The organism is Dyadobacter frigoris, assembly GCF_005280585.1.
In the GTDB taxonomy this organism is placed as follows: Bacteria; Bacteroidota; Bacteroidia; order Cytophagales; family Spirosomataceae; genus Dyadobacter; species Dyadobacter frigoris.
Window position 1 is genome coordinate 305278 of the sequence record NZ_SZVO01000005.1, and the last position, 17193, is coordinate 322470.

General features: G+C 39.8%; 14 protein-coding genes and 2 pseudogenes. 10 read left to right on the top strand and 6 right to left on the bottom strand.

All coding sequences use genetic code 11. The features are described 5' to 3' along the window. Positions 1 to 168: 168 nt before the first annotated feature. Positions 169 to 1560, bottom strand: coding sequence for a leucyl aminopeptidase family protein (locus FDK13_RS12665; protein WP_137340357.1), 1392 nt, complete (start codon positions 1558 to 1560; stop codon positions 169 to 171). Between the two features lie 178 nt (positions 1561 to 1738). Here FDK13_RS12665 and FDK13_RS12670 point away from each other — a divergent pair, with 178 nt between their 5' ends. Beyond that, positions 1739 to 3136: a glycoside hydrolase family 88/105 protein gene (locus FDK13_RS12670; RefSeq protein WP_137340358.1), complete on the top strand. Its 1398-nt coding sequence runs from the start codon at positions 1739 to 1741 to the stop codon at positions 3134 to 3136. A gap of 127 nt (positions 3137 to 3263) precedes the next feature. On the opposite strand, the gene FDK13_RS12675 is transcribed toward FDK13_RS12670, so the two are convergent. Further along, complete coding sequence (locus FDK13_RS12675) at positions 3264 to 4814, bottom strand: M20/M25/M40 family metallo-hydrolase (protein ID WP_137340359.1); 1551 nt, start codon at positions 4812 to 4814, stop codon at positions 3264 to 3266. 123 nt (positions 4815 to 4937) lie between these two features. On the opposite strand from FDK13_RS12675, the gene FDK13_RS12680 reads away from it, so the two are divergent. The 3 genes from FDK13_RS12680 to FDK13_RS12690 all read left to right on the top strand — a co-directional run bounded on the left by FDK13_RS12680 (position 4938) and on the right by FDK13_RS12690 (position 6707). Next, positions 4938 to 5513, top strand: a complete 576-nt coding sequence (locus tag FDK13_RS12680) for a Crp/Fnr family transcriptional regulator (RefSeq protein ID WP_137340360.1) — start codon at positions 4938 to 4940, stop codon at positions 5511 to 5513. A gap of 66 nt (positions 5514 to 5579) precedes the next feature. Next, a complete protein-coding gene (locus FDK13_RS12685) occupies positions 5580 to 6371 on the top strand; it encodes an SDR family NAD(P)-dependent oxidoreductase (RefSeq protein WP_137340361.1) in 792 nt (263 codons plus the stop codon). A gap of 99 nt (positions 6372 to 6470) precedes the next feature. Then, complete coding sequence (locus FDK13_RS12690; protein WP_137340362.1) at positions 6471 to 6707, top strand: acyl carrier protein; 237 nt, start codon at positions 6471 to 6473, stop codon at positions 6705 to 6707. A 543-nt stretch (positions 6708 to 7250) separates the two neighbouring features. On the opposite strand, the gene FDK13_RS12695 is transcribed toward FDK13_RS12690, so the two are convergent. Then, positions 7251 to 8096: an AraC family transcriptional regulator gene (locus FDK13_RS12695; protein ID WP_137340363.1), complete on the bottom strand. Its 846-nt coding sequence runs from the start codon at positions 8094 to 8096 to the stop codon at positions 7251 to 7253. Between the two features lie 227 nt (positions 8097 to 8323). Between FDK13_RS12695 and FDK13_RS12700 the strand changes: the two genes are divergently transcribed. From FDK13_RS12700 to FDK13_RS12715, 4 genes are all read left to right on the top strand, one after another. Further along, entirely contained in the window at positions 8324 to 9295 is a 972-nt protein-coding gene (locus FDK13_RS12700) for a phytanoyl-CoA dioxygenase family protein (RefSeq protein WP_137340364.1), read from the top strand. A 127-nt stretch (positions 9296 to 9422) separates the two neighbouring features. Further along, the gene (locus FDK13_RS12705; RefSeq protein ID WP_137340365.1) at positions 9423 to 10298 is read left to right on the top strand and encodes an RDD family protein; all 876 of its coding nucleotides are present in this window, start codon (positions 9423 to 9425) and stop codon (positions 10296 to 10298) included. An 83-nt stretch (positions 10299 to 10381) separates the two neighbouring features. Next, on the top strand, positions 10382 to 10576 hold the full coding sequence (locus FDK13_RS12710) for a DUF2283 domain-containing protein (RefSeq protein WP_137340366.1): 195 nt from the start codon (positions 10382 to 10384) through the stop codon (positions 10574 to 10576). Between the two features lie 192 nt (positions 10577 to 10768). Next, positions 10769 to 11581, top strand: a complete 813-nt coding sequence (locus FDK13_RS12715; protein WP_170982789.1) for an HAD family hydrolase — start codon at positions 10769 to 10771, stop codon at positions 11579 to 11581. A 94-nt stretch (positions 11582 to 11675) separates the two neighbouring features. Here the strand turns inward: FDK13_RS12715 and FDK13_RS12720 are convergent, their stop codons facing one another. The 3 genes and pseudogenes from FDK13_RS12720 to FDK13_RS12730 all read right to left on the bottom strand — a co-directional run bounded on the left by FDK13_RS12720 (position 11676) and on the right by FDK13_RS12730 (position 14655). After that, positions 11676 to 12416: an SDR family oxidoreductase gene (locus FDK13_RS12720; RefSeq protein WP_137340368.1), complete on the bottom strand. Its 741-nt coding sequence runs from the start codon at positions 12414 to 12416 to the stop codon at positions 11676 to 11678. Positions 12417 to 12733: 317 nt separating this feature from the next. Next, positions 12734 to 12877: pseudogene (locus tag FDK13_RS12725) on the bottom strand (PQQ-dependent sugar dehydrogenase); the annotation flags it as partial. A gap of 185 nt (positions 12878 to 13062) precedes the next feature. Continuing rightward, positions 13063 to 14655 carry a serine hydrolase domain-containing protein gene (locus FDK13_RS12730; RefSeq protein WP_137340369.1) on the bottom strand — a complete coding sequence of 531 codons (1593 nt, stop codon included), beginning with the start codon at positions 14653 to 14655 and terminating at the stop codon, positions 13063 to 13065. 155 nt (positions 14656 to 14810) lie between these two features. Here FDK13_RS12730 and FDK13_RS12735 point away from each other — a divergent pair, with 155 nt between their 5' ends. Together FDK13_RS12735 and FDK13_RS12740 are read left to right on the top strand one after the other, a co-directional pair. Continuing rightward, the gene (locus tag FDK13_RS12735) at positions 14811 to 15953 is read left to right on the top strand and encodes a DEAD/DEAH box helicase (RefSeq protein WP_137340370.1); all 1143 of its coding nucleotides are present in this window, start codon (positions 14811 to 14813) and stop codon (positions 15951 to 15953) included. A 95-nt stretch (positions 15954 to 16048) separates the two neighbouring features. Next, positions 16049 to 17188: pseudogene (locus tag FDK13_RS12740) on the top strand (glycoside hydrolase family 88/105 protein). The last annotated feature ends 5 nt before the right edge of the window (positions 17189 to 17193 follow it).

The following is a 17193-nucleotide window of genomic DNA, read 5'->3' on the forward strand; positions in this document are numbered from 1 at the left end:
CGGCAAGAAAAACCATTCCCGGAAAACTTCCTTTCTCAAATCTAACAAAAACAAGCTATTAATCAAGTAAAGCCCCGGTTAAATTTATGTCACTTTAAAATTTAGAATAATAGCCCGAAATAATTTAAATTAAAGCGAGCTATTTTTCATTTTCAAAATAAACAGTTACTATAAAGCTGATAAATAATCTCGTAATAAACGGATCCCGAACGCAGTTCCGGCCCTGCCCGGAGCAAATTCCGCTTCTCCAAAAGCCATTCCGGCAATATCCAGATGTGCCCATTCCGGATGTTCGTCTGTAAAAACTTCCAGAAATTTAGCAGCGACAATAGCACCCGCCAACGGTTTTCCATGGTAATTTTTAAGATCCGCTATATCCGAAGAAATTTCCTCTTTGTATTCATCCCAAATCGGTAAACGCCACAAACGTTCCCCCGTATTTTCTCCTGATCTTATTAAATCGGCAGCCAGATTATCGCTTGAAGAAAAAAGTCCTGCTGCTTCATAACCAAGCGTTTGGATAACGCTCCCGGTCAAAGTTGCCAGATCAATAACGATGTCCGGTTTAAATTCTCTTACCGCATAACTAAGTCCGTCTGCCAGAATTAATCTTCCTTCCGCATCTGTATCAATCACTTCAATTGTCTTTCCTGCATAAGAATTAATCACGTCGCCGGGTTTCATGGAAGAACCATCCACACAATTTTCAGTAGAAGGAATGATTCCGATAATTCTGACAGGTAGGTTTAATTGTGCAGCCAGTTCAATCATTCCTAAAACAGCCGCCGCGCCGCCCATATCACTTTTCATCAAATGCATATTGGCGGATGGTTTTATGGAAATCCCTCCGGTATCAAATGTGACACCTTTTCCAACCAGCGCAATAGTTTTTTGATACGATTCCGGTTCGTATTCACTGACAATCATGACCGGTGGAACATCACTTCCTTTACTAACTGAAAGCAAAGCTTCCATGCCAAGCTCTTCCAGTTTCTCCTTGTCAAAAACGATAACCTTATATCCGTTTTTCTCACCGGATTCAATCGCCCAGTCACCCAATATTTCCGGTGATTTATAATTTCCGGGGGCGTTCATCAAATCCATGATACGGATTTGTGTTAAGGCTGTTTTGCGAGCAAGATTAATAGCTGCCTCATTTCCATGAGAAATTTCATTGGTAAGAATGAACAGTTTTCCATTTTCTCCAAAGAAAGAACTGAAAATTTTCGGTTCCGATTTGTAAAGCTGAATATTATATCCGCCTAAAATTATTCCGTTAACAGCAGCTTCAATCCAGTCCGCGGATTTCCCTTTTGCATCCAGAACAATTTGTTCCGGCCAACGATCTTTACGTTTAAAGAATAATGAACGAAAGATTTTTAGTATCGCAGGAATCTTAGGAGTTCTCCCTAAACCGAGCCAGATTTCATTTTCTGAAGGCCACCAGATTTCTCCCCTTTCAGCTTTAAATACCTGTTGATTTTCCGGCTCCGAACCGGATTCAAAAGTGTGAAGTAGAAGTATGTTGGCTTGTGCTTCTATGGTTTGTATCAAATGCATATCAATTCGATTAGTAGTTTGGCATTAATCCAAAGCTAAGCATAGTCCGCGCTTAATTTAAAATTCCGGATGAATTTTATTGAAACAAACAGGAGAGTACGGGAATGTAAGAAAACTTTAAAAGATCATATTTGCAATTGGCTATAATACCATTTCTGACAAATAATCCAGGCAATACATGTACGCAAGACGTTTATCAAAACAATTTATACACCAGGGATTTATCCTTTTTTCATTATTCGCAGGGAACACACAAAACGCTAACGCCCAGAGAAATGAAACAAAAGCAAACGATTCCAATACGCCGCTTCATTTGTTGCAGCCAGATTATCCTGTACCGTATGGTTTGGTAAAAAAAGAAAATATTGTTAATGATCTAAATCGAATTCATGCGTATTTAAACAATGTGACTCCCACTGCTTTTGTCGATACAAAAACGGGAAAAACGGTTACTGATTTAACCAAAATCGATCAGAATACAGCATTACAAAAAGGCGATTACCGGATTGTAAGTTATGAATGGGGCGTTACTTATTCTTCAATGCTGCTTGCAAGCCAGGTTACCGGCGATCCAAGGTTCAAGGAATATGCGGACAAGCGACTTCAATTTATAGCGGAATCTGTACCTTATTTCAAAAAAACGAGTGCAGAACACGCCGATTGGGGAACAGCCGGACCGCTTCGAGGCTTGGTAAATCCACATGCGCTGGATGATTGCGGTGCGATGTGCGCAGCGATGATTAAAGCAACAAGAGCTGGAACAACAGGAAATTTCCGTCCGTTAATTGATAGCCATATCGATTATATTTTAAACAAAGAACACAAACTGAAAGACGGCTCACTCGCAAGAAACAGGCCTCAACCAAATACAATCTGGCTCGACGATTTGTTTATGGCCGTTCCGGCTTTGGCGCAAATGGGAAAACTGACGGGTGATAAAAAATATTATGACGAAGCCGTAAAACAGGTTTTACAGATCTCCGGCAGAATGTTTGATAAAAGCAAAGGCGTATACATGCACGGCTGGGTGGAAGGGATGACCGAACATCCGGAATTTCACTGGGCACGTGCAAATGGCTGGGCGATTTTGACAAAAGTAGAATTGTTGGACGTACTTCCGTTAAATCATCCGGGCAGACCTAAAATTTTGGAATTATTAAAAGCACATGTTCGAGGCTTGGCTTCATACCAATCCGGTTCAGGTTTCTGGCATCAATTACTGGACAGAAATGACTCATATCTTGAAACTTCCGCCACAGCGATTTATGCCTATTCGATAGCAAAAGCAATCAACAACGGCTGGATTGACGGCCTGACTTATGCGCCGATGACACTTTTGGCATGGAATGCAGTATCAACAAAGATCAATAAAGAAGGACAAGTAGAAGGCACCTGCGTAGGAACCGGAATGGGATTTGACCCGGCGTTTTATTACCACCGCCCAATCAGCCCTTTCGCTGCTCACGGCTACGGACCCGTAATTATGGCCGGGGCGGAAGTGATTACGTTATTGAACAATAAGGCTTTTGAAATCAATGACAGTTCTCTCCAATTATTACAGAAAAAGTCAAATTAAAAATAATTTAGACAGTTTTGACAAAAAAAGAGGAGCCGAATCATAAGATCCGGCTCCTCTTCACTATAAGAACAATTAGTTATTCCGCCGAGCCAATCATTAACCCTTAACCATTAACAGTTAACAATTATTCCACGCCGCCTTTCCGCGTAGGACTCTTAACCGCAGGCCAAACACCCGGTTCTCCTTTTGAATTTGAAGGAAGAACACTTTTTTCACGGGAAGTTTTCGCAGGATCTTCACTCGCCTGATATGCCATAATTGCAGCTAAAATTGCATTGCTGCGAACATCATCAAAAACGATTTTATCGTAGGTATCACGGTTTGTGTGCCATGTGTATGTCCCGTAAGACCAGTTTAATGAGCTTAACGAAAATGCAGGAGCACCAGCCGCCACGAACGAAGCAAAGTCAGATCCGCCTCCGCCCGGAGCACCTGGAAATCTGGTTTCAATCGGCGCTTTGATCGCTTCAGGAACTTTGGACAACCAACGCGTCAAATAATCATAAGCATTCAAAAATCCTTGTCCTGATAAATTTACAACACGTCCTGTGCCATTATCCTGATTGAAAACGGCCTGAATGTTTTTAATAATTTCAGGATGATCCTCAACAAAAGCACGTGAACCGTTCAAGCCTTGTTCTTCACTTCCCCAATGTCCAACCAAAATTGTTCTCTTTGGATTTGGATATACTTTTTTCAAAATGCGCATCGCTTCCATCATCGTCAAAGTTCCGGTTCCGTTATCCGTTGCTCCGGTACCGCCATCCCATGAATCAAAATGCGCAGAAAGAATTACATATTCCTCAGGATTTGTGCTTCCTTTAATTTCAGCAATGGTATTGAAAGTCGGCACCAAACCGTTTTCTTTTGAATCGGCTTTTACGCTTATTTTCGGCGTATGACCCGATTCTGCCAAACGATATAACAAAGCGTAATCTTCTAGCGCAATGTCAACCGTTGGTATTTTTTTAGTAGATGCACCGAAAATTTTATTCACGCCAAACCCCTTAGACCAAAGCGAACCAACGACACCTGCTGCTCCTGCTTTTTCCAAAGCTGCCGGCAATGTACGTCCTGTGTATCCGGTTTTAGCAATACGTTTTGTCCAGGCCTCCGTCTGTGCATCACGTTCTTTTTTCATTTTGTCAAACGATTCTTTGGTCGCAAATTCCTGCCAGTTGTAGTCAGGACGGCCTGTTGGCTGCAACATACTTGTCATTACAAATTTGCCTTTAACCGAAGGAAGCCACTTTGCAAAAGCAACAGAATCAGCCAGATCCGGAATGATAATAACCTCTGCAGTTACTGTTTTTCCGGCTGTCGACGGACTCCATGCCAACTGCGTTCCTTCCAAAGATTTCACCCGCGGGAAAACCATATCAATATGCGAAGCGCCTCTTTCCCAGCCTCTCCACTCGCCCCATTTTTCATTTTTAGCAGGAATGCTCCATTCCTTGTATTTCGCTACTGCCCAGTCATTTGCCTGCTGCATTTGTGGTGAACCTACGAGGCGCGGCCCGATTACGTCAAGTAATTCGTGCGCCAGTTTTTCCAGTTGTGAATTTTCAGTTGCTTCTTTTACAATTCCTTCCACAACAGGATCTTTCGTTTGCGCCTGTGTCAAAGCGGAGGTAATCAGAAGTAATCCCAGTGATAGCCCGGATAGTTTTTTCATGCTTTGTAATCTTATGGTTTTGGTTTATGTTTCTAAATTAGGAATATTGTTTCAACAACCAATTTAATCCTTGAATGTTACTTTTCCGTCATTGAATAACCTTATAATTGTTATAAAAATAATATGGAATATGCCAGACTACTTAATCTGATCAGCTCGATTATAACCATTAATGACCGGGATAACGATTTAGTGCACGAACTTTTCGAACCGTTTTCAGGAAGCCGGGGAGAAATTCTGGAACCTCAGGGAAAACCTGCGGAATTTCTGTATTTTATCAACAAAGGTTTTCTAAGATTATTTTATTTTGAAGATGGAAACGAGGTTACTACCAACATCAATTGTCCGCCTGGCTTTATAACTTCCTTCACCAGCTTTATTGAAAAAACCCCATCCACGATTAACCTGCAATGCATCACCGATTGCGAGCTTTTAAGAATTGACAAGAAAAATCTGGACTATTTATACCGGCAAGGTCAAAAATGGGGCGAATTTGCAAGAGTTGTAACGGAGCATTCACTCAACTATAATGAACAAAGAACCCGGGACATGCTAGTACTGAATGCCGAGCAGCGTTATCAAAAACTGATTCTCAAACAACCCGATATTATCCGGAATGTACCTTTGCAATATATCGCCTCTTTTATAGGCATCAAACCGGAGTCACTAAGCAGAATTCGCCGACAGATCATTTCCTAACATTTGTCAAGTAGCGCTGAAAAGTCCCTTTTTACTTTTGTGAAGCAAAATAATTAAAGCAGCACAATGAAAAATTTAAAAGGAAAAACAGCATTTGTTACCGGTGCGTCATCAGGAATTGGATTGGCTTTTGCACACGCATTAGCTGAAATGGGGATGAATATAATTCTTACGGCCAGATCCACAGAAAAACTAAATCAGGAGGCGAATATAATTTCGAAAAAATTTAGAGTTAAAACGTACGTCGTAGCATGCGATCTGTCTCAAAAAGAAACTCCCGACAAACTTTATCAATTTGTAAGAGAAAACCAGCTTTCAGTGGATTTACTGATCAATAATGCCGGTTTCGGGAAATGGGGTAATTTTCTGGAAGAAACGATTCCAACCTATGAAAACATGCTTGAAGTGAATATCAACGCCGTGGTAAAACTCAGTCATTTATTCCTTCCTGAAATGCTGGCAAAGGGAGAAGGCGGAATTATCAATGTTGCCTCCACCGGCGCCTTTCAACCCTGTCCTTATATTGCCACGTATGCTGCCAGTAAGGCTTTTGTTTTATCTTTCTCCGAAGCGTTATATGGTGAATATTATAAACGAGGAATTACGGTAACCGCACTTTGTCCGGGCAATACAGCTACGGGATTCCAGGAAGTTGCAGGTGCGGATACCAGTAAAATGTATGCCGAATCTGCCGAAACAGTAGCAAAAGAAGGAATTCAGGCATTCATACAAGGACAAAATTGTAAGGTTAACGGAATGGGTAATAATTTACAATCGCTGATTCCCAAATTCTTACCTAGAAAAATGGTTATTAAGATTGTTGAAAAAATGATGAATAAGAGAGTTAACGCCCAATGAATACCTGAAACCAATAAAAATGATTAAATAAAGAATGCGGTTGCCACAAAAAGGGAGAATCATCCGTATTCCATATTATCATAAACAAAAGATTTTCCTATGAAAGAGCAAATCAGGACATTACTGGCAACGAATTCCGGCCTTCCGTTTCAGTCCATCACAGACGACGCAAATCTTTCACGTGATCTTGGACTTGATAGCCTTGACACGGTCGATTTGATATTACAAATGGAAGATCAGTTCAAAGTGTCTATTCCTGATGAAGATTATCCCAAGCTGCAAACGGTGAAGGAAATTAGCGAATATCTTCAAAATAAAATGGCTGTTGTTGCATAATATAGTTGAGGCTTACCCGATTTACAGGTAAGCCTTTTTGAGAAAAAAGGTGATTTGATTTTATAAATTAGTAGCTCCTAATATTCCTAATTTCAAGCTATAAATGTCGAAGCTGCAAGACGGCTTAGCCGTCACCTGTTTATAGCTGGAATGTAGGAGCTTGCTGAGGCCAAACTCCGTAGGAGTTCCCTGGAATTGTCTCGCCAAATTTTGAAAACATCAATAATTCCAGGTGGCTCCACGGGAGCCAGGAAACACATCCACATTAGCGTTTTTCTATAAACAGGTGGCTCCGAAGGAGCCGGATAAATCGAATTTTGTTGATTCAGAAAAATTAAACGCCAAAGAATTACAATTGCTAACCACAAATTTCGAAGCTCCAAGACGGCTTAGCCGTTACCTGTTTATAGCCGGAACGTAGGAGCTTGCTGAGGCCAAACTCCGTAGGAGTTCCCTGGAATTGTCTCGCCAAATTTTGAAAACATCAATAATTTCAGGTGGCTTCGAAGGGAGCCGAAAGATAGTTAAACTCTTTATTGATATTTATTTCAAATACCTTTTCTTGAATTCTGAAGGATTTTCACCTTCAACTTTTTTAAACAATTTGTTGAAATAAGACAAACTCTCAAAACCAACCGCAAAGCAGGTTTCTGAAACTGTTTTATCCTGCAACAAATAATTTTTCGCCTGATTGATACGATATTGATTTACAAAATCAGTAAAAGTCATTTTCACATTTTTCTTGAAAAACCTGCAAAAAGCTGCCGTGGTAAGGTTAACCTGTTCTGCGATAAAATTAACATCAGGTTTTTGATCGAAATGTGTTTCAACATACTTATAGATCGAATCCATCCGGAACTGTTCTTTTTGCAGCGATTTATTTCCAGCCGGCGTATTGTTCAAAACGCTTACCTGGTCGGAAGTTGCCAGTATTCTTAAAATTTGTAATAGAGACATAAGCTGATCGAAGTGATCAAGATGTGGTAAAATTTTTAACTTTTCACCTACAATTTGTTTGGTTGAACCGGCAAAAGAAAGCCCGAAATGAGATTGACCAAATAGCCTTTTGATCGCTGCAAATTCAGGAATTTCCAGAAAATCCTTTCCGAGGAAATTTTCTTTCATTTGAATAATTACCTGCTCACATTCTGTCCTTACTCCGTAATCAAAGTTCAAATGCGGAATATTTGGACCAATAAATACAAGATCGCTGCCTTCATAAATCGAAGTATGGTCGCCGACGTGGCGAGTTCCGCTTGTTCCTTCTACATAAACAATTTCATATTCCGGATGAAAATGCCATAGAAAAGTATCATTCAATCCGGGCGTTAGCAGGACTTTAAAGGAACTTCCTTCATCAGGTGCGATTTCTTCACGAATGATTTTCATTGTTAGCTGTTGGCTTTTAGCGGTTAGCCGTTAGGTAGCTCGAACTGTCTTGATTAACGATAATCGATACTCAAATTAGTTACTTTTCGACTACTCTTTGCTCTTTTGAGAATTTAATCTATTAAAAATATCAATAGAGAGCAAATACTGGATATTGGAGCAGTTGAAGCTAAGCCGTTAAGTAAAGTAACTTTGTCCTATTAAATCACGCAAAAATATCATCTCAAATGGAACATCAAACTATGGCTCCAACGATGGCGCCTGCCAACGTGCATAAAGACATTCCAGGAAATCCTTCCACTGCGAAATCAAGTAACATCAAACTGAACGATCGAAGTAATGGAAAACCTCTTGGGCTATTGACCGAAGAAGATTGGCAATTCTGGGTAACGAACGGATACATTGTGATTAAGGATGCCGTTCCAAAAGAGCAGGTGAAAAAGCTTGCTGATTTTCTTTGGGAATTTGAAGAAAAAGATCCAAACGATCAGGAAACCTGGTATGCGCCGCCGCGTGCAGAAATGCAGATGAAAGAACTGACGAATACCGGAATGGTTGAAGTTTATAATCATCAGTTGATGTGGAACAATCGTCAGTTCCCGAAAGTACATCAGGCATTTACAGATATTTGGGGCACAGAAAAATTGTGGGTAACAATTGATCGTGCAAATCTCAATGTTCCGTTAAGGCCTGGTTTTGATTACAAAGGTTTTATCCACTGGGATTATGATCCGGAAACAAAGCCACAAAATGTACAGGGAGTTTTGGCTTTGGCAAACCAGGACGATGAAAATATGGGTGGTTTTCAATGTATTCCTGAATTGTTCAGGACTTATGATACCTGGAAATTAACCCAGCCCGAAGACCGCAATCATTTCAAACCGGATACAACTGGTTTTGAATTGGTTAAAGTAAAAATGAACGCAGGCGATTTGTTGATTTTTAATAGCGCACAGCCACACGGTATCCGGGCAAATCGCAGTGCAAATAAAGTACGGCTGGCTCAATACATTGCAATGATGCCAGCACAGGAAGAAGATGAAGAATTGCGTCAATGGCGTATAAACTCCTGGAAAGAAAGACAAGCACCGGAAGGTTATGCATTTCCGGGCGATCCTAGAAATTGGGAAAAAACGAAATATGAAACGGCTGAATTGTCGGAATTGGGGAAGAAATTGTTGGGGTTGGAGAAGTGGTGAGAGGATATTGATAATATACAAGACTGCCTTGATAAAATTTTATCAAGGCAGTCTTGTATATTGCCGGAAATGCAATATACATTAGCGACCCTTCTTGTAATTTTAATTAATACCAACCCTAAATTCGATGCAAAACCCTTCTACTGTAAGTGCCGGATCTCGCTTGGCATCCATGCTTTTGGATCACTTTATTATGTCAATGATAGCCGTATCGTTTAGTATTCCGGCCATGATTTCAACCTTTTCTAACGCCTTTGAAACATCTCACGATCAGCAAGATATTGACGTTTTTGGTGGAAACTTTTTCTTTTTTTCCTTGATTGGATTTGCACTCTATTTTTGTAAGGATGCGATAGACGCCAGAAGTCCTGGAAAAAGAATCTTAAAAACACAAGTAGTTAACAATTCAGATGGACTACCCGCCAGTCCGGTAAAGTGCATGGTAAGAAATATTTTCTGTGTTTTATGGCCAATTGAGCTTGTAGTAACGATTATAAGCCCGAGCCGCAGAATTGGTGATTTTGTAGCAGGGACAAAAGTTGTACCCTTTGAAAATGAGAGCGCATATAAACCAGATTATTCAAAATTAGGGCTGAGTGTCATTCTGGCGTACGGCATTATGATCGCAGTTTCTTATCCGTTTATTGTATTAAATGAATCTTTTAAACCCAAAACGATTCAATATGTTAAGGAATCTTTCAACCAAGCGGAAAGCACGAATTTAGATAAAGTAATCTCGGACAGTTTACACATCAAATCTGATAGCAAAGTTTACGACAAGATTGAAGGGGAAGACCTCAAATTTATCTCAGTTATCGTGAACCTTGATGATAATCTGTTGAGCAATGACTCTGATTACAATAATCTCAAATCAAAATTTATACCCGTTCTGGCGAATGTACATCCTGATAGCACTTTCGTGGGTCGAATTCAGTTTGTCTACAAAACAGAAAATTCCATGCAAACAAGGGTTGAAAATTATGATTGGAGATCTGAAAAATGATAATTGAAAATTAACGTTAATTCAAACAAAATACCTAACTTGATTAAAACAGCTTATCGAACGTCTAAATTTTCAAAATATCAATGAAAGTTAAATACGATAAAGAAACCGATATTTTATATATCAAGTTGAGTGACTTGGCAATTGCAGAATCAGATATTGATAAAAAAGGCGTAATTCTTGATTATACTGCTGATGGACAACTAGCCGGAATCGAAATATTAGAAGCATCAAAATCCACAATTCAGCCTTCAAAAGTTGAATACGAATCTGTTTAAAGCTATCCTTCCCGACTCGATCCAGTCGGGAATTTAGACTATATCCCAGAATAAATCCGCTGGTGCTTTGTAAATTCTCTTCACAAAGCCGGATAAATCAAATTTCAGTCACAAATAGTTAATCCATATTGGGAATTATTTATTCCTGTGACCGTTCTTTGTATAAACTATTGATTCAGTAAAAACATCAAAATGTCAGATATTAAGCTGGTTGCAACCGATATGGATGGTACGCTTCTCAATTCGAAGCATGAGTTAAGTGATTCTTTTTTGCCTGTTTTCAGAAAATTAAAGGATCAGGGAATCATTTTTGTCGCAGCAAGCGGTAGACAATATTACAATCTTTTGAAAACGCTGGATGAAGTAAAAGACGAGGTCATTTTTGCTGCGGAAAATGGGAGTTATGTTGTTTATCAAAACGAAGAAATTCATGTTCAGGATATGGATCATCAGATCGTGAAAGATCTTATCGTTAAATCCAGAAGTATCGGCGGAACTTACGCGGTCATTTGTGGCAAGAAAAAAGCGTACGTAGAAAGCAATGAACCGGAATTTATCGATCACCTGAAATTATATTTTGAGAGATATGAAGTTGTTGAAGATCTGTTAAAAGTAAAGGACGACCAGTTTCTGAAATTTACATTATGCGATCTGGCTGGTTCAGAAGGTAATAGTTATCCACATTATAAATATTTGCAGGACACACTTCAAGTAAAAGTTTCCGGGCCTATCTGGCTGGATATTTCTCACAAACAAGCCAATAAGGGAAAGGCAATGGAAGTTTTGCAGGCGAAATTTGGCGTGACTTTTGAAGAAACTATGGTTTTTGGCGATTATTTCAATGATCTTGAAATGCTTCAAAAAGGCTATTATTCTTATGCGATGGCTAACGCGCATCCGGATATCAAAAACGTCGCCCGGTTTATTGCCAAAAGTAATGATGAAAATGGCGTCGTGGAAGTGCTTTCAGCTTTGGTTGATCATACCATTACTACAGAAGAATAAAATTATTTTGCAATAAAAATCCGTCAGATTCAGCCAGGTTTGATTAAGCTCAACTACTGAATCTGATGGATTTTTTATTTGTTAAAAATGATAATTAATTTGGATTCATTGCTGCCAAAGCTTCTGCCGGTGATGCGTGAAATAATTCAAAGATCTGAGCAGTTCTTCCTACATGGATTTCATAGGTGTCAGTTTCCAGTGCATTGATCAAATCTTCTGCTACAATAACTGGCGATATTCCATTGGCTCCTCCGATTTCCTGAGAAAAATCGGTGTTAACCAAAGGCGGCATTAATTCAAAAACTTTGATACTTGTCGATTTAGCCAAAGCAATCCTAAGCGACTGGCTATAAGAATGTAAAGCTGCTTTTGTAGCTCCGTACGTTGCCATCACATGATTTGGCACAAAAGCTACAATGCTGGAAACATTAACAATCGCCGCTTCTTTCTGTGCACCCAGCAATGAAAGTAATTTTTCATTAATCCGAAGTATCGAAAGATAGTTTGTAAGCATTTCTTCTCCTGCTTTTTGGAAAATATCTGCTTTTTCTGCCAGCTTGGAAAGATTAGCTTTTCCTGCATTATTGATCACCATGTTAAGTGTTGGGAAATCTTTTGTCAACGTTTCAATCAACTTATCCACATCTTCCTCTATTGTGACATCATAAGCAAATCCTACCACATCCGGCAGTTTCGATAAAGCATTTTTCAGTCTTGTTTCGTCTCTTCCCGTTATAATTACTTTGTTTCCTTTTTCTGACAACAATTTGGCAATTTCAAAACCAATTCCTGCACTTCCGCCTGTGATTAAAACCGTATTATTTATCGTTTTCATTTTTATTAATTTTAGTTATATACTGATCGGTATATATAGATTCAAAAAATAATGTCAGCCCTGAATTTTGAAATATTTGGTTTTGTAATCGCTTCAAGAATAACACTGTAAAAATATACCGATTGGTATTATAATGCAAGAATTCGAGGAGAAATATTTTTGAATTGGTGGATGATTGAATTTCGTTGCCCAGAAAATAAATTTTCCAGGGAATAAATTCCCTGGCTACAATGTAGGCCGTGCCTACGGCATTTGTTAAAAAAAAGCCCGATTCATCAGAATCGGGCCAATCTATTTTATTCCTCAAAGCTAATTCCTTATTTGGCACTTACCCTCCAGATTGTGTTTCCTGAATCATCATTCACCAACAATGAACCATCTTCCAAAACAGCAATTCCAACAGGACGACCGTAAACTTTATCTTCATTTTCAATAAAACCAGTTAAAAAATCTTCCGGTTTTTTTTCGACAGATTTAGTAGCAAACGGAGTAGGTAAATAATATAACTCCCGCAAGTGTGCAGAGCGTTATAAAGTGAATCTTTTTCATAAGTCAGTTTTATGTCTTAAAAAACAAAAGCATCAGCCATGATTCCGGCCGATGCTTTTAATGCACCAAATAATAATGCCAACGATATATTAACAAATCAACTCATTAATTTTCCTTTCAAAACAGGTCTTACGTCTTTCGTTTTCCCCAGTATCGCCAGACTACGCATAAATTCTGTTTCAATTCCTCCTTCATCAAACCGGCATTTTACGACTTCATAATGCGCAGATTCAATAAAACGCCAGGTCATTTCGAAAGTTTTATCATCCGTCCAGGCACCGCTTGCAGCAATTTTTGTTTTTGTCTCACCCGGAATAATCGTTGCTGTAAGTTTCAGAGGAACAATATTTAAATCGGTAGTGCCGATTTTCCACTTATTAATTCCACAGCTGATCACATGTTCGCCCTGTGCGTCTTTCATTTTAAAATCGCAGCCATCTTCTTTGAAAGTCAATGAAACGGCACTAACGGCCAGGGAATTTTCTACTATACCAAAACTTTTACCGCTTATCGTACTAGCCAGTTGCGAAGTTGATTTTCCCTTTTCCAAAGGCACGGCAAGTGTCGCTAGTTTTTGTTTTAATTGTCCGGTAACCTGTTTGTCGGCGGGTAGTGCTGCACTTTTCACCCCAGGCAAAATATGATTCCAGACCTGATCCAAAATCCCCTGCATATCACCTGTTTCACTGGTGATGGCTATAACAAGATCCTCTTTGGGTAAAACAATGCAATACTGACCGTAAGCTCCATCGCCACGATATCCATCATGTCTGCAACGCCAGAATTGATATCCATACCCTTGAAGCCAGTCATTTTCTTCTTTTTTCCGGGATCCACCTTTCGACTGAACTTCAAAACTGGTAGCATCTTTTATCCAGTCTTCTGCAATTATGCGTTTCCCGTTCCAGATACCTTTCTGCAAGTACAATTGCCCGAATTTGGCGATATCCTCCGTTTTTAAACGCAAACCCCAGCCGCCGGTATTAATTCCGCCTGGATCTACTTCCCAATCTGCGCCTTCAATATTTAATGGTTTAAACAGTCTTGGCGTTAAATATGCCAAAACTGTTTGTCCGGTTAATTTTTGAACAATGGCAGATAACATATAAGTCGCGCCGCTGTTATAAACAAAAAATGACCCAGGCTCATGGTCTACCGGTAACGCAAGAAAACTTTTCACCCAATTGGTTTCTGCCGAATTTCTCAAAGATGGTGTGCTGTCCGTATCATGACCGGTTGACATGGTCAATAAATCCTTCACACGCATCGCAGCCAGATTTGCACTGATTGTTGCAGGAACATCCTTTGGAAAGAAAGAAACCACTTTATCTTCTACTTTTAATTTTCCTTCCGCAACCGCCAGACCAACTGCCGTTGACGTAAAACTTTTGCTCAGCGAATAAAGCGTATGTTTCAAATCCGGTGCATAAGGTCCCCACCAGCCTTCTGCCACTACATTTCCATGGCGCACCACCATGATACTATGCAAATTCAGCTTATCTGTTTCAACCGCATTTACAAAATCCAGAATTCCCGAAGACGCGACACCTTGTGCTTCCGGCAAACTTCTTGGCAATTGTAATCCCGGAACTTTGGCCGCCCAGGATGACATAGGAAGCTGACTGATCAGCCCGATCGAAAGGGCGCCAAAACCTAATTTTTCTAAAAAATCTCTACGATTTAGTACCATGGTTTCAGGAAAGTAATGTCTGATTGATATTGGTTTTCAATGGTTTAGTATATTCTCAAAACGATGATTTTCGAGGTATCCAAAGATGGTAGCTGGCTTATTGGTATATTTGCACCGGCCTTTGCAGCCTTTTATCTTAACAATACAAAAATCATATGTCTTTCAAAACGCTCGGTTTATCCGAACCTTTATTAAAAACCATAGCAGAACAAAATTATACTCAACCGTATCCGATTCAGCAGGAAGCAATTCCGGCAATTCTGGCGGGAAAGGATATTTTGGGAATCGCTAAAACAGGTTCGGGGAAAACCGCAAGTTTTGTTTTGCCGATTCTCGAAATGTTTCAGACCAAAAGCGCTCCCAAAAACCGTTTTATTACCGCACTGGTTTTAGTACCAACCAGAGAACTTGCCGTTCAGATTGGTGTAGTATTTCAAACTTTTGGAGAAAAAATGCCGAGAAAAGTAAAGTCTCTGGCTGTATATGGCGGCGTTTCCATTAATCCACAGATGATGGCTTTGCAAGGCGTTGAAATTTTGATCGCTACCCCCGGAAGATTACTGGATTTATTATCTTCAAAAGCACTGAACATTACAGAAACAGAAATTCTGGTTTTGGATGAAGCGGATAAAATGCTAAATCTGGGCTTTGCGGATGAAATGAAGGATATCTTTTTTCTTCTTCCCAAAAAGCGTCAGAGCATTTTGTTTTCTGCAACGTTGGGTGATGAAGTTGAAAAAATCCATAAAAGTATTCTGAGAAATCCGGTTACAATTGAAATTGAGGAAGAAGAGCAAAATCTTGATCTGATCAAACAAAGCGGCTATTTCGTTGACCCGGAAAGAAAAGGCCCGTTGTTGCGTTACCTAATTAAAAAGGGGGAAATGAAGCAGGTTCTTGTTTTTGTTTCTTCAACCAGAACGGCAGATAATCTTGTTGAAAAGTTATCAAAAAACGGAATTCAGGCAGCTGCAATGCACAGCAAGAAAAGCCAGGGTGCAAGAACTGAGGTTTTGAATAAATTTAAATCCGGAAAACTGACCGTTATGGTCGCGACGGATTTGGTTTCCAGAGGTATTGATATCCAGTTTTTACCCTACGTTATCAACTTTGAATTGCCCCGTTCGCCAAAAGATTATATCCACCGTATAGGCCGCACAGGGCGCGCCGAAGCAACCGGCGAGGCCATTTCCCTGATCATTCCGGAAGATGCGCATCATTGGAAAATTATCCAGAAAAAAATGGGCAAGCGGGTAGAGATGACGGAAACTTTTGATCTGGAATTGATGGGATTTTAATCTCACAGGAGAGAGCAGGAAGGTTTATCAAATGCCTCACCTAATTTTACGTCCGGATAAATTACATTGTCCGTCAATTTTAATAATTTTCAATTATGGAAAGACGTAAAGTTCTGGGAATATTACTTACGGGAAGTGCATTATCCAATGTTTGGGCATCAGAATCTGATTCTGCTAAAATTGATAAAAAAGACCTCCTGAAGTCGCTCAGACTTGCTAATGACTACTTTGTGAAAAAGTGGCCTGATACCGGAAAATCCATTATTACAAACCGTGAACGTCCAAGTAATATATGGACACGGGCCGTTTATTACGAAGGTTTGATGGCACTTTATAACATAGATCCACAAAAAAGCTATTACGATTACGCAGTTTCCTGGGGTGAAAATCATAAATGGGGATTAAGAAATGGTATTCAAACCCGAAATGGTGACGACCAATGCTGCGGTCAAACTTACATTGATCTTTACCTGATCGATAAAAAAGAAGAGCGGATTAAAGATATCAAGGCTTCCATAGATCTCATGGTTAATTCAGAAAAAGTCAGCGACTGGACCTGGATTGATGCTTTGCAAATGGCTATACCTGTTTATGCTAAACTGGGTACTATCTACAAAGACGACCGTTATTTTGAAAAAATGTATGCGCTTTACACACATACAAAAACCAAAGAAGGCGGAACGGGTTTGTACAATCCGGAAGAAAAATTATAGTGGAGGGATAAGGACTTTTTGCCTCCTTACAAAACTCCTGCCGGCAAAAATTGTTATTGGTCGCGCGGGAATGGATGGATTGTTGCTGCACTTGTCCGAGTGTTGGATATCATGCCAAAAACTGCACCTCATCGCTCTGAATATGAAAAAATGCTGCTTGATATGTTGGCCGCAGTGGCTCCACTGCAACGTGCGGACGGTTACTGGAATGTAAGTTTGACAGATCCAACTGATTTTGGCGGAAAAGAATTGAGCGGAACCGCGTTGTTTATTTACGGAATGGCCTGGGCAATTAATAACGGTTTAGTCAAAAATAAAACATACAATCCGGCTATTGTAAAATCCTGGAACGCACTGCAAACGGAATCACTCCACGAAGATGGTTTTCTGGGATTCGTACAGGGCACCGGCAAAGAGCCAAAAGACGGACAACCCGTAACCTATACCAGTAAACCCGATTTTGAAGATTACGGATTAGGATGCTTTTTGCTTGCCGGAAGCGAGATTTACAAAATGCAATAGTCAGG